The 13,038-nt window shown below is 64.1% G+C and carries 9 protein-coding genes; 8 read left to right on the top strand and 1 reads right to left on the bottom strand.

Going from position 1 to position 13,038, the window contains the following annotated elements:
* The first annotated feature begins 127 nt into the window (after positions 1 to 127).
* From aspT (OKW30_RS15325) to OKW30_RS15290, 8 genes are all read left to right on the top strand, one after another.
* On the top strand, positions 128 to 1,810 hold the full coding sequence (gene aspT / locus OKW30_RS15325; RefSeq protein ID WP_429347039.1) for an aspartate-alanine antiporter: 1,683 nt from the start codon (positions 128 to 130) through the stop codon (positions 1,808 to 1,810).
* 134 nt (positions 1,811 to 1,944) lie between these two features.
* Positions 1,945 to 3,627 carry an aspartate-alanine antiporter gene (gene aspT / locus OKW30_RS15320; protein ID WP_429347038.1) on the top strand — a complete coding sequence of 561 codons (1,683 nt, stop codon included), beginning with the start codon at positions 1,945 to 1,947 and terminating at the stop codon, positions 3,625 to 3,627.
* Between the two features lie 133 nt (positions 3,628 to 3,760).
* Positions 3,761 to 5,425: a bifunctional aspartate transaminase/aspartate 4-decarboxylase gene (locus OKW30_RS15315; RefSeq protein WP_429347037.1), complete on the top strand. Its 1,665-nt coding sequence runs from the start codon at positions 3,761 to 3,763 to the stop codon at positions 5,423 to 5,425.
* 167 nt (positions 5,426 to 5,592) lie between these two features.
* Positions 5,593 to 6,816, top strand: a complete 1,224-nt coding sequence (locus tag OKW30_RS15310; protein ID WP_429347036.1) for a pyridoxal-phosphate-dependent aminotransferase family protein — start codon at positions 5,593 to 5,595, stop codon at positions 6,814 to 6,816.
* A 719-nt stretch (positions 6,817 to 7,535) separates the two neighbouring features.
* Positions 7,536 to 8,525: a carboxylate--amine ligase gene (locus OKW30_RS15305; protein ID WP_429347035.1), complete on the top strand. Its 990-nt coding sequence runs from the start codon at positions 7,536 to 7,538 to the stop codon at positions 8,523 to 8,525.
* A 35-nt stretch (positions 8,526 to 8,560) separates the two neighbouring features.
* On the top strand, positions 8,561 to 9,814 hold the full coding sequence (locus OKW30_RS15300; protein WP_429347034.1) for an FAD-dependent oxidoreductase: 1,254 nt from the start codon (positions 8,561 to 8,563) through the stop codon (positions 9,812 to 9,814).
* A 61-nt stretch (positions 9,815 to 9,875) separates the two neighbouring features.
* Positions 9,876 to 10,760 carry a polysaccharide deacetylase family protein gene (locus OKW30_RS15295; protein WP_184034642.1) on the top strand — a complete coding sequence of 295 codons (885 nt, stop codon included), beginning with the start codon at positions 9,876 to 9,878 and terminating at the stop codon, positions 10,758 to 10,760.
* A gap of 92 nt (positions 10,761 to 10,852) precedes the next feature.
* Positions 10,853 to 12,097 (top strand): glycosyltransferase, encoded by a 1,245-nt coding sequence (locus tag OKW30_RS15290; RefSeq protein ID WP_429347033.1) that lies wholly within the window; start codon positions 10,853 to 10,855, stop codon positions 12,095 to 12,097.
* A 463-nt stretch (positions 12,098 to 12,560) separates the two neighbouring features.
* Here the strand turns inward: OKW30_RS15290 and OKW30_RS15285 are convergent, their stop codons facing one another.
* The gene (locus tag OKW30_RS15285) at positions 12,561 to 12,944 is read right to left on the bottom strand and encodes a hypothetical protein (protein WP_184074245.1); all 384 of its coding nucleotides are present in this window, start codon (positions 12,942 to 12,944) and stop codon (positions 12,561 to 12,563) included.
* Positions 12,945 to 13,038: the final 94 nt, after the last annotated feature.

Below are 13,038 nucleotides of genomic sequence, written 5' to 3'. Positions count from 1 at the left end.
CCGTGCATCGCGCTTGTTGCGCGCGCGACGTCACCATCGCGTCACCTTCTGTCGGACGGGTTGATTCGGTTTTCGAGCGGTTGGTGTTCTGTTTTTCTTTAATCAACCTGTAAATCGGCGAGCCAACATGATCGGTGAATTGCTGAGATCGCAACCCGAAATCGCGCTTTTCGCGTGTCTCGCCATTGGCTATTTCATTGGCTCGTTTCATATCGGCCCGATTCAGCTCGGCGGCGTGTGCGGCACGCTGATCGTCGCGCTCGTGCTCGGGCAGAGCGGCGCGCGCATCGCGCCCGACCTGAAGAACATCGCGTTCGCACTGTTCATCTTCGCGCTCGGCTTTACCGGCGGGCCGCAGTTTTTCGCGAACATCGGGCGCGGCTGGCGCTATGGGGTGCTGTCGCTGATCGAAATCGTCTCGGTGCTGGCGCTGATCATGATCGCGGTCCGCGTGATGCGGCTCGATGTCGGCACCGCGGCCGGGCTGCTCGCCGGCGCGGCGACCGAGTCGGCGGTGATCGGCACCGCGTCCGAGGCGATCGCCAGGCTCGGTCTCGGCGACGCGGCCACGCAGCGTCTGCAGGCCAATATCGTGACCGCTTACAGCGTCAGCTACCTGTTCGGCCTGATCACGATTGTACTGTTTACGAGCCAGTTCGCACCGCTGATGCTGCGCGTCAATCTGCGCGAAGAAGCCGAGCGCGTGTGGCGCAAGCTCGGCGGCGAGGGCGCGTTCAGCGAAGGGCAGAGGGCGGCCGCGCCGGCACTCGTCGGCCGGGCGTTTCGCATCGGCGACGCCGCTGGCCTGACGGTGCGGGGGCTCGAGGAGCAATACGGCTACAACCTGACCGTCGAGCAGATCGAGCGCCACGGCGCGGACCTGCCGGTCGCCATGGAGACGCGGCTTGCGGCCGGCGATGTCGTACTAGTCGCTGGGCGGCGCGCCACGGTCGTCGCGGCGTCAGCGAGCCTCGGCGAAGAGGTGCTTGGCGCCGATTTCGGCCAGGTGTTCGCGCAACGGCTCAACGTGGTGCTGACGCGGCCCGACGTCAGCGGGATGACGGTCGCGCAGCTGCGCGCGCAGGCGAAGCCGGAAAACGCGCGCGGCGTTTATGTCGCCGCGATCACGCGGCTCGAATCGACGATTCCCGCGCTGCCCGGCACCGAGCTGCATCGCGGCGACGTGCTGACGCTGGTCGGCGCGAAAGCCGACGTCGAGCGCGGTGCGAAGCGGCTCGGCTACGTATTGCCGCCGACCGAGAAGACCGACTTCGTCTATCTCGGCCTCGGCGTGCTGGTCGGTATGGCGATCGGGCGGCTCGGCGGCACGATCGGCGGCGTGACGCTCGCGCTCGGCACGGGCGGCGGCTGTCTGCTGTCGGGGCTGCTGTTCGGCTGGGTGCGCTCGCGCCATCCGCTCGTCGGCTCGCTGCCGTCGGCGGCCGCGCAGATCATCAAGGATTTCGGACTCGCGACGTTCATCGCAGCGGTCGGGCTGTCGGCCGGGCCCGACGCGATCAAGCTCGTGCGCGAATACGGACTCGCGCTGCCGCTCGCCGGCATCCTGATGGTGCTCGTGCCGGGCCTGCTGTCGCTATGGATCGGGCATGCGCTGCTGAAGCTCGAAGCGCCGATGCTGCTTGGCGCGATCGCGGGCCAGCAGTGCAGTACGCCGGCGATCAGCGCGCTCGTTGGCGTGGCCGGCAATTCGACGCCGGTGATCGGCTACACGATCACCTACGCGCTCTCCAACATCCTGTTGCCTTTGACGGGACCCGTGGTGGTGGGCCTGGCCGGCAAGCTCGGCTAGCCGGACTTGCCGAAGCCGCATGCCGCGCAGCGCTTCGCACCGCGCGGCAAATCAGGCGCTCGCGCGGCACAGGCGCGCGCCGTACTCGTACCGGGTCTCGCCAATGAACCCGGCAACCACTCAGCGAGGGCACGATGGACTGGCTACACAACATCTTTCACAAGTCACCGGAGATGGCGCTGTTCCTGTCGCTCGCGGTCGGCTATTTCATCGGGCAGATCAACTTCGGCAAGTTCCAGCTGGGCGGCGTGGGCGGCTCGCTGCTGGCGGCAGTCGTGATCAGCCAGGCGGGCGTGACGGTCGACAACGGTGTGAAGGCGGTGATGTTCGCGGTGTTCATCTACGCGGTCGGCTACGACTCCGGGCCCGGTTTCTTCAATTCGCTGAACCGCAAGACGCTGCGTGAGATCGCGATGGCCGTGTTTCTCGCGGTCAGCGCGCTGATCACGGTGGTGGTGTGCGCGAAGCTGTTCCATCTGAACAAGGGGCTCGCGGCCGGGCTCGCGGGCGGCGCGCTCACGCAGTCGGCGATCATCGGCACGGCGGGCGACGCGATCGCGCGGCTCGGCCTGCCCGCCGATCAGGTCAAATCGCTGCAGTCGGACGTCGCGATCGCGTACGCGGTCACCTACGTGTTCGGTTCGCTCGGCGCGATCATCGTATGCGTGAACATCCTGCCGAAGTTCATGGGACAGGGCTTGCGCGAAGCGTCGATCGAGGCGGAGCGCGAGCTGTCGTCGGGTGCGCCGACGGGCGGGCCGGGGCAGGTGTCCGCGCTGCCCGAACTGATCGGGCGCGCGTACCGGATCGACTTCAGCGCCGGCAAGAGCGTGCAGGCGGTCGAGTCGCTGCACGGGGAAGGCCTGACGATCGAGCGCATCAAGCGCGGCGGCCAGCAGATCGAGCCGAAGCCCGACTTCGTGCTGCAACCCGGCGACATCGTGCTCGTCGTGGGCCGACGCGAGGCGGTCGTCGCGTTCGGCGCGAAAGGCAACGAGGTCGGCGACGCCGAGGACATCGGCGTGGTGATGCAAACGCGCGAGGGCGTGTTCACGCGCAAGGGCATGAATCACACGACGATCGCGGCCGCGCGCCAACTGATCGATCGCGACACGCGGCACGGCGTCTACGTCCAGAGCATCTCGCGCGCCGGGCAGCCGCTGCCGGTGCTGCCCGAAACCGAACTGCAGCACGGCGACGTGATCACCTTCTACGGCTCGCCGAAAGACACCAAGCGCGCGGTCGAAGCCGCCGGCTACGAACTGCCGTACAGCAACAAGACCGACTTCATTTACATGGGCGTCGGCCTCGTGATCGGTCTGCTGATCGGGCTGATCGTCGTCAAGGTGGGCGGCGTGCCGCTCACGCTCGGCTCGGGCGGCGGTTGTCTGCTGGCGGGCCTGCTGTTCGGCTGGATGCGCGGCAAGTATCCGATGTACGGCGTGATGCCGTCGGCCGCCTCGCAACTGCTGAAGGACTTCGGGCTCGCCGCGTTCGTCGCGGTGGTCGGTCTGAATTCGGGTCTGCAGGCGGTCGTCACGGTCAAGCAGAGCGGCGTGACCATCTTCCTGCTCGGCGTATTCGTCACGCTGTTCCCGCTGCTGCTGACGATGCTGTTCGGCCGCTACGTACTGCGCTACAACAACGCGGCGCTTCTGGCCGGCGCGCTGTCCGGCTCGCGCAGCGCCAACCCGGCGTTCGGCGGCGTGCTCGACAAGGCCGAAAGCGCGGTGCCGACCGTACCGTTCGCGATCACCTATGCGATCGCGAACGTCGCGCTGACGCTGCTCGGGCCGCTGGTGGTCGGGCTCGTGTAGCGGCTGATTGCACGTTTAGCGCGCGTTTGCCGCACTGTTGTCGAACGCAGTTCGGTATCGATCTCTATAGCCGGCCGCAATCGGGACCCCTCGCCACGCCGGCGTGTTTCACCTCTTCACTGGAGAACGCATCATGGCAAAAGAGAAGGGCGACAAGAAACGCTCGAGCGTGGACGCGGGTCTTGCCGCGCTGAGCCCGTTCGAACTGAAGGACGAACTGATCAAGGCCGCCGGCGGCGGCGCGGTCGAGCGGGCCGCCAACCTCGCGATGCTGAACGCGGGCCGCGGCAACCCGAACTTTCTCGCGACGATCCCCCGCCACGGCTTCTGGCAACTCGGCCTGTTCGCGATGCGCGAGTCCGAGCGCTCGTTCGCGTACATGCCGGAAGGCGTCGGCGGTTTTCCGCGCCGCGACGGACTCGCAGAGCGCTTCGACCTGTTTCTGCGCGAGAACCGGGGCGTCCCCGGCATCGACTTTCTGCGCGGCGCGGTGTCGTACGTGCGCGATCAGCTCGGGCTGTCCGGGACCGACTTTCTGTATGAGATGTGCGAGGGCATTCTCGCGTCGAATTACCCGGTGCCGGACCGGATGCTGAAGCTGTCGGAAATCATCGTCGGCCAGTATCTGCGCCGCGAGATGATCGGCAGGCATCCGTTCATCGGCGAGTTCGACGTCTTCGCGGTCGAAGGCGGCACCGCGGCGATGACCTACATCTTCAACACGATGCGCGAGAATCACCTGATCAAGGCGGGCGACACGATCGCGCTCGGCATGCCGATCTTCACGCCGTACATTGAGATTCCGCGGCTCAACGACTATCAGCTGAACGTGGTCAATCTCGAAGCCGACGTCGCGAGCGGCTGGCAATACTCGAAGAAGGAGCTCGACAAGCTGCGTGATCCGAAAGTGAAGGCGTTCTTCCTCGTCAATCCGAGCAACCCGCCGTCGGTGAAGATCGACGACGCGAGCCTCGAGCACATCGCCAGCATCGTCAAGGATCGGCCCGATCTGATCCTGCTGACCGACGACGTATACGGCACGTTCGCCGACAACTTCGTTTCGCTGTTCGCGCTCGCGCCAAAGAATACGATCCTCGTCTACTCGTACTCGAAGTATTTCGGCGCGACCGGCTGGCGTCTCGGCGCGGTCGCGACGCATCGCGACAACGTGCTCGACAAGCTGATCGGCGAACTGCCGGCGGACGTGAAGAAGGAGTTGCACCATCGTTACGAGTCGATCACGACCGAGCCGGACAAGCTGAAGTTCATCGACCGGCTCGTGGCCGATAGCCGCACAGTCGCGCTCAATCACACGGCCGGGCTGTCGACACCCCAGCAGGTGCAGATGGTGCTGTTCTCGCTGTTCTCGCTGATGGACACGCCCGACGCGTACAAGAACGCGCTGAAGCGCCTGATCCGTAAGCGCAAGCAGGCTCTGTACGAGGAAGTGGGCATCGCGTTCGAGGACGACGATCCGAACAAGGTCGACTACTACACGATCGTGGACATCGAATTCCTCGGTGAAAGAGCCTTCGGGCGCGAGTTCGTCGACTGGCTGCTGAAGAACACCGAGCCGTCCGAGCTGCTGTTCCGGCTCGCGCGCGAGGCGCGCGTGGTGCTGCTGCCGGGCCGCGGCTTCGGCACGCAGCATCCGTCGGGGCGTGTGTCGCTCGCCAACCTGAACGAGTCGGACTATCGCAAGATCGGTCGCGCGATGCGCAGGCTGATCGAGGACTATGTCGAGCGCTACAACGCGGCAACCGGCAGCAAGCTCGACAAGACAAAGGTGATGAAGTGACTCACGCGCGACCGGCCACGGGCGCCGGTCGCGCTTAGCGGCCTGCTACGCTGGCCAAAAAACTTGCGCGATCGCGCGGTTCGGTGAATGATCGGACGAACGGCCTCGAGCGGCGTGCCTGCCGCGAGGCCGTTCGTTCCTTTGCGCTTCACATTCATATACCGATCATGCCGACTTCAACCTCCACTACCGTTGCTTCGTCCGTCCCCTGTCCGATTGTCGAATCGCTCGACGCCATCCTTCCCGAAGAACCGCTGCTGATGATGGGCGCCGGCCCCGTGCCGATTCCCGCCGCGGTCGCGAAGGCCAATGCGATCGTGATCAACCATCTGGGCGGCACGATGGCGAAGGTGGTGAACCAGGTGAAAACGATGGCGCGCTACGTGTTCCAGACGCAGTCGAAGTGGGTGCTCGGCGTCGCGGGACCGGGATCGGGCGCGATGGAGATGGCGATTTCCAATCTCGCGTGGGAAGGCACGCGCATGCTGTGCATCAAGAACGGCTTCTTCAGCGACCGCATGGGCGAAATGGGCCGGCGCGTCGGCGCGCGCGTGAGCATGCTCGAAGTTGCGGACCGCACGGTCGCGAGTCTCGACCAGATCGCCGACGCGCTGCGCCGCGAGCGCCCCGAGGTCGTCACGGTCGTGCAGGGCGAGACCTCGAACACCGTGTGGAATCATCATCTGAAAGACATCGCCGCGCTTGCGAAGGAAGCGGGCGCGCTCGTGATCGTCGACGCCGTCTGCACGCTGAGCACGATGCCGCTCGACATGGATACCTGGGGCATCGACGCGGTGATCACCGGCGGCCAGAAGGGCTTGTCATCGATTCCGGGCGTGTCGCTGATTGCGTTTTCAGACGCGGCCTGGGCGCGCGTCAAAGGCCGCACGATGCCCAATACGCACTGGTGCCTCGATGCGTCGCTGGCGGAAAACTTCTGGCACAACGCCGGGTATCACTACACGGCGCCGGTGTCGGGCGTGCTCGCGCTGCACGAGGCGCTGCGGCTCGTCTGCGCGGAGACGCTGGAGAAGCGCTTCGCGCGCCATCTGAAATGCTCGCTCGCGTTGCAACAAGGCGTCACCGCGATGGGCCTGCAACTGTATGCGCCGGAGAATTGCCGCCTGAATTCGGTGGTCGGCATCGAAGTGCCGGACGGCCTCAGTCCCACCGACGTCTGCGCGCATATCTCGCGGCAGCATCAGGTGGAAATCTCCGGCTCGTTCGGTCTGCCGATCGTGCGTATCGGCCAGATGGGCGAACAGTGCCGCGAGCACAACCTGTTTCGCACCGTGCATGCGCTGGGCCGCACGATGGTCGATCTCGGCGTCAACGTCGATCTGCCGGCGGGTGTCGCGGCGCTCGAGCGCGGCTTGAGCGAAGGTAAATAAGCATTTTTCCGATGCGCTACGAATAGCATTCGCAGCGCGTATCTTTTGTGCGATCCAGCACTTTATAGTCCCATTAGAAAGTTTTTTCCCGCCATTATTGCGTTGCAATAAATTAATGCTTCGCAACCTTTTTACATAACAATGGAGAAATCTCCGAAACCCTTACGGAATAAGGCTCTGCGCCTTTCTAAAGGGTTTTCTTCCTTTCTTACTTTCTATTGTTCTCTGTGCGCCGGCGCACGTATCGGGATCAGGCCGAAACGTAAAGTAGGTCAAGGCAAGAGCAGCGCAATGCTCATGCTGCGGTAAATCGCAAGACCATGATTCGACACACGGCGCGTGCCAGGACGTGCCTGCCGCGCTCATGCATGCATGCCGCCGGAACCAAGCTTTAACGCCAAAGCGCCCCCGCGAGGCGACAAAAAAGGATTTCTATCCGATTCGATAATTCGATCGCGTGGAGTCTCGAAGCCTGTCTTCGAGGGTCCGCGCACGTACGAAGCAAGGATATCAACACTATGTCGAGCGCATACGACTCAGGTCAATCGGCAGGGGTTATCGTTGGAGCAGAGTTGAACGGACTGGGGGTGGCGCGGTCGCTCGCGCAGGCCCGCGTTCCGGTTATCGCAGTCGATACGAGGACCCGCGCGGCGACGTGGTGCCGACACGTTCATGCGCATCAGGTAAAGAGTTTTGTCGGGAAAATATTCGTTGATGAAATGATCGAACTCGGCAAGCGGTTCGATCGTCTGCCAGTTCTGATTCTGACCGACGAAGACGCGGTGCATGCGGTGTCGGAAAATCGGGCGGCTTTGTCGCACTGGTATCGGTTCCGCTTGCCGGCCGACGACACCGTCAAGATGTTGTCGAGCAAGGCGCGCTTTCACGAATTCGCGCAGCGGCATGGCTTTCCGGTGCCGCGCTCGGTCGTGCTCGACAAGCTTGCCGACATGGAAAGGCTGGCCGAATTGCGCTACCCGTGCGTGCTGAAACCGGACGACAAGCGCAACGTGCTGCGCGGCGAGAAAGAACGCGCGGTGCGCGTCGACACGCTGCAGCATGCACGCGATCGCGCTATCGCGATGCTCGCGACGCCGGGCGGCATCATCGCGCAGGAGTGGATCGAGGGGCCTGACAGCAACATCCACTTCACGCTGTTCTATCGCGGCGCCGACGGCAACATGGTCAGCATGTTCACCGGCCGCAAGGTGTTGAGCTCGCCGCCGGGTGTCGGCAATACCGCGATCTGCGTGGCCGCGCCCGAAGCGCGCGGGACGCTCGAACCGCTGACGCGGCGCTTCGCCGAGCTGGCCGGTTTCGACGGCATGGGCAGCATCGAGTACAAGTGGGACGACAACTACAACGAGTTCGTGATGGTCGAGCCCACGGTCGGCCGCACGGACTGGCAGGAGGAAATCGCGACGCTGTGCGGCGTCAACATTCCGCTTGCCGCGTACCGCCATGAACTCGGCCTGCCATTGCCCGTCGAGCGCCTGAGCCGGCAACCGGTCGCGTGGCGCGCGACGTTTTCCGACCGGCCGCCGCCCGAATTGCTGAGCGAGCGCACGAAAATTTTCGATGGCTATTTCCGCTGGAACGATCCGCTCCCGGCGTTGCAGCACTATGTCGTGATGAATCCGCTGCGACGCATGAAGCGCAGCTGGAAAAAAGCGATCAGGGCGCCCGAGTCGCGTCAGGCCAAAGCCTGACGCTGGCAACGAAAGCCGTTCCCCTGGAGACCAGCATGTCTTTGACCGATACCATCATCATTGGCGCGGGGCCCTACGGGTCATCTCTTGCCGCGCATCTGAAGGCCGCCGGCGTGGATCACCAGATCCTCGGGGAACCGATGGGAGCGTGGCGCAACTACATGCCGCCCGGCATGCTGCTGCGCTCCGAGGCTTTCGCGTCGAGCCTGCACGCGCCGCGCAGCGGCTTTACCGTCGAAGACTACTGCCGCCTGACAGGGCTGCCTTACCAACCGCTCGGCATGGCGCTGACGCTCGAAACCTTCGTCGAGTACGGGCTGTGGTTCCAGGCGAATCTGGTCGGCGAAATCCAGCCGGTCGACGTGCTCGCATTGCGCCGCGTCGGCGATCAGTTCCAGCTGTCGCTCAGCGACGGCCGCTCGCTTGCCGCGCGCAGAGTCGTGATCGCGCTCGGCCTGAAGGCCTTCGCGCAAACCCCGCCGGCGCTGCGGGACTTGCCGGCGCAATATGCGTCGCATTCGGAGCTGTATGGGAACCTCGAGTGGGCGCGCGGCAAGGACATTGCGATCGTCGGCGGCGGGCAGTCGGCGCTCGGGCTGTCCGCGCTGCTCAACGAACTCGGCGCGCGCGCGCACGTGCTGATGCGCGAGAGCAGCGTGGTGTGGCACGAGCGGCCGCAGGGCGGCCGCAACATCCTGTCGCGCATCAAGGGGCCCGACGCGGGACTGGGGCGCGGCTGGCGCTCGCTGTTCCTGTCCGAGTTTCCCGGCGTGTTCCACATGCTCGACCCGCGACGCCGCAAGCAGATCATGGAGCACACGTACGGCGCGTCCGGCGCGTGGTGGCTGCACGATCGCGTGGTCGGCAAGGTGCAGATCTCGCATCGCACCGTGGTGCGCTCCGCGGCGATCGAAAACGACCGCGTCGTACTGAACGTGCTGAGCGATGGCAAGCAAGCGCGGGTGAGCGCCGATCACGTGATCGCCGCGACCGGTTTCAAAACCGACATGCGGCAGCACGCGTTCCTGTCCAAAGATCTGGCCGACGCGATTTCGAATCAGGGCGGCATGCCCGACCTGACGTCGCACTACGAAACGCGCGTGCGCGGCCTCTATGTGATCGGACCCGCGTGCGCGCACAGCTTCGGGCCCGTGATGCGCTTCGTCTATGGAACCAAGCACGCGTCGCCGACCGTGGCGCGGCACATTATCGGTTCGTTGAAAGCGGGTGCACGGCAACGCACGTGGCCCGTCGCCCATGCACCCATGCCGGAGCGCTCAGGTGAATAAAACCCAGGCAACGGGCGCGCCTGCGCGCTCGCACTTGTCCGACAGCTACCGCGGGCGCCGCATGAAGCGCTACAAGATGCTCGTGAAGGAGATGCTCGCGGGCTTCGTCTTGATTTCGGGTCTCGCGTGGTTCACGCGCAAGGTGCTGTGGCGCGATCGCGTGGCCGTGCTGCTTTATCACGATCCCGATCCGGACACGCTCGACCGTCACCTGACTTATCTCGGCAAGCTGTGCGAGTTCGTGCCGTTGACCGACGTCAGCGCGCCCGGCCGCGGCCGGCCACGCGTGGCGATCACGCTCGACGACGGCCACGCGGGCAACGCGAAGCTGTTGCCGGTGTTCATCAAGCACAACGTGCGCCCGACGATCTTCCTGTGCAGCCGCATAGTCGGACGGCCGCGCAGTCACTGGTGGCTGCATCCGGGCTCGCTGCGCGTCGGCCATGAACGTCTGAAGCGGATGACGAACGACGAGCGCCTCGCCGCGCTGGCGGCCCAAGGCTACCAGCAGGACGGCGATGACCGGCCGACCGGCCTGTCGATCGAAGCGATGCAGGCGATGCGCGAGCACATCGACTTCCAGGCGCATACGCGCTTCCATCCGATCCTCACGCATTGCAGCGACGCTGAAAGCGAGGCCGAAATCCGCGATAGCCGCCATGAGATCGCGGCGCTGCTGCAACAACCGTGCGAGCACTTCGCGTATCCGAACGGCAATTACGGCGAACGCGAAGTGGCGTTCGTGCGGGCCGCCGGCTTCAAAACCGCGCGCACCTGCGACATCGGCTGGAACGATCAGCACACCGATCCGTACCGGCTGCGCACGATCATCATCGACGATGCGGCATCGACGCTGCGCTTCGCGGCGCAATTGAGCGGCATTGCGCTGTTTCTGCGCTATCTGCGCGAGGGTGGAGGCTGGCGCGGCAAGTTTCCGCAGTTTTGAACAGAGGGAGCGTCTGGACGAAGCGATTCGTCCGGGCAACGCCGTCCGGGTTTTTCGCGAGACGGCACGAGGGGCATACGACAGGAGGGGACATGCAGCGCTGCAGGGTACTGGTGATCAACGATTACGCGCACATGGGCGGCGCGGAAGTGGTCTATCAACAATCGGCCGAGCTGTTGGGCACGCTGCCCGGCGTCGAGGTCGAGCGTTTCGACGATAGCCAGTTTTCCGCGCGCTCGACGATGCTGTCGCGCTCCTGGAACACGACCGCCGCGCGCGCGCTCGAAAAGGCGCTGCATCGTTTCCGGCCGCATCGGCTGATGGTGCACAACTACCACAACGTGCTGTCGCCTTCGATTCTCAGCGTGATCGCGCGGCACGAGCGTCAGTTCGGTTATCGCGCGTATCACACCTGCCACGACTATCACCTCGTCTACTACAACCCGTCGCTGCAGTACTTCGACAAGGATAAGCGTCCGATCATTCTGCCGCTCGACGTGCTGCGCACGCGCGCGGTCTTCACGTTGCGGCCGACGCCGAAGGGCCTCGTGCACGATCTGATGACGAAGGCGTGGTGGCACGCGGTGCGCGCGGCCTATCAGCCCGCGCGCGTGTTCGACAGGATCTTGTGCCCGAGCCTGTTCATGCAGCAGGCGCTGCATCGCGTCGGCATCGAGAATACGGTCATCGTGCACAATCCGTCGGCGGTGCCGAGCGCGATGCCAATCGTCACGGTGCGTGACAAGGAGCGCTTCAACATCGCGTTCGTCGGACGGATCTCGCCGGAGAAAGGCCTGCTGCAATTTCTGACGCTCTGCGAGGCGACGGGCTTCGAGCGCATCAATTGCATCGGCGTGTACGGCGACGGCCCGGACCGCGCGGCGATCGAGCAGCGCTACGCGTCGCTGATCGCACAGCGCAAGCTGATCCTGTTCGGCACGATGCCGCAGCAGCAGTTGTTTCCCGCCGTGCGCGAGTTCGCCGATGCGGTGGTCGTGCCGTCGGTGGGCGCGGAGAACGCGCCGCTTGTCGTGATCGAGGCGGCGATGCTCGGTCTGCCGGTGCTGGTTCGCGATGGCGGCAGCATGGCGGTGACCGCGGAATCGGTCGGCAACAAGATCAAGTTCAGGTTCGATCCGGGCAGTCTGAAACAGGCGCTCGGCGAACTCGCCATTCATCTGGCCGATGAGCACAGAAAGTACGACGTCGAAGAATATCTGCCCGAGCATTACGCGCGGCGTCTGGCTGAAATCATGCACATCGGCGAAAGTTCGACGCACGTCGCGCCGTCGCGCCGTCGCGCGCGCTATGCGGATAATCCGCGTCCGGTGCCCTGAAAATAGTCGGCGCTGATTGTGGCAAACGGCGTGTATATCCGTGCCGTTATCGTCGCTTTAAACACGTGTTTTTTATCGCGTGATTTGTCTGAAGCAATCCTGTAGCAATCGGCTTTTGTGTGCGCTGCCGAACGTTGTAAGGACGGGCTCTCTGAATATTATGATCGCCAAGGAAAGGCATTTTATCGAGCGCTGAAGCGCGTGGCTCGACAGAGTAAACGAAGCCGCGGTGACGGCGCGGAGTTGGCGATGACCGGCTCAATGGGTCGGCGAAAAAGCCAGACTCATCAGAACAAAAGCATGTGCATGTCGTGAGCGTTTGCGTGGAAAAACGGCGGACGAGACGCGGCTAATCGGGGAATCTTCGCGACCGGGCCCGGCAGTCAGTTCAAACCAAACAGGAATGTGGCCGCAAGCGGCCACATCGGCGATACGGGGGGTCCAGACGGTGATGCGCTACAGCTCAGCGCACGCTGTACGGATCGGCGGTCTCGGGAGACGCGTAGGTCTGGTCTGAATTCCACAAATCGCTGCCGTAGGGGTCCGCTGAGTTCTTGCCGCGGACAGGCTGTGCAACGCTTGTACGTTTCTGCTTCGGAAGGCTGTTTTTGGTTTGGGTGTACACGTTGGGCGCGACATAGCGGTTCCTTTTGGCGTACGCGAAATCCGACGAGGAGCCGTAGAGCGTGGTGGAACTGGCCGCATGAGGCGTCATCGCGTCGAGTTGCGAGTGTTTGGCGACATAACTCGGCGCATAAGACGAAGAGGCGGCGGACACGATGCTCTGGGCGTAACCCACCTGGGCGCTCAGCAATACGGGCATTACGGCGGCAAGAAGTTTTTTCATTTCGGGATCCGTAAGAAAGCATGTGGTGCGATGTTAGGGAAAAGAGCCGACCTCGCATAGGCGCTGTTACACACAAAGGTAGCCGATGTGGCGT

This window comes from Paraburkholderia sp. Clong3 (assembly GCF_050436485.1).
GTDB classification, from domain to species: domain Bacteria; phylum Pseudomonadota; class Gammaproteobacteria; order Burkholderiales; family Burkholderiaceae; genus Paraburkholderia; species Paraburkholderia tuberum.
This window is presented reverse-complemented; position numbering and strand designations above follow the sequence as displayed.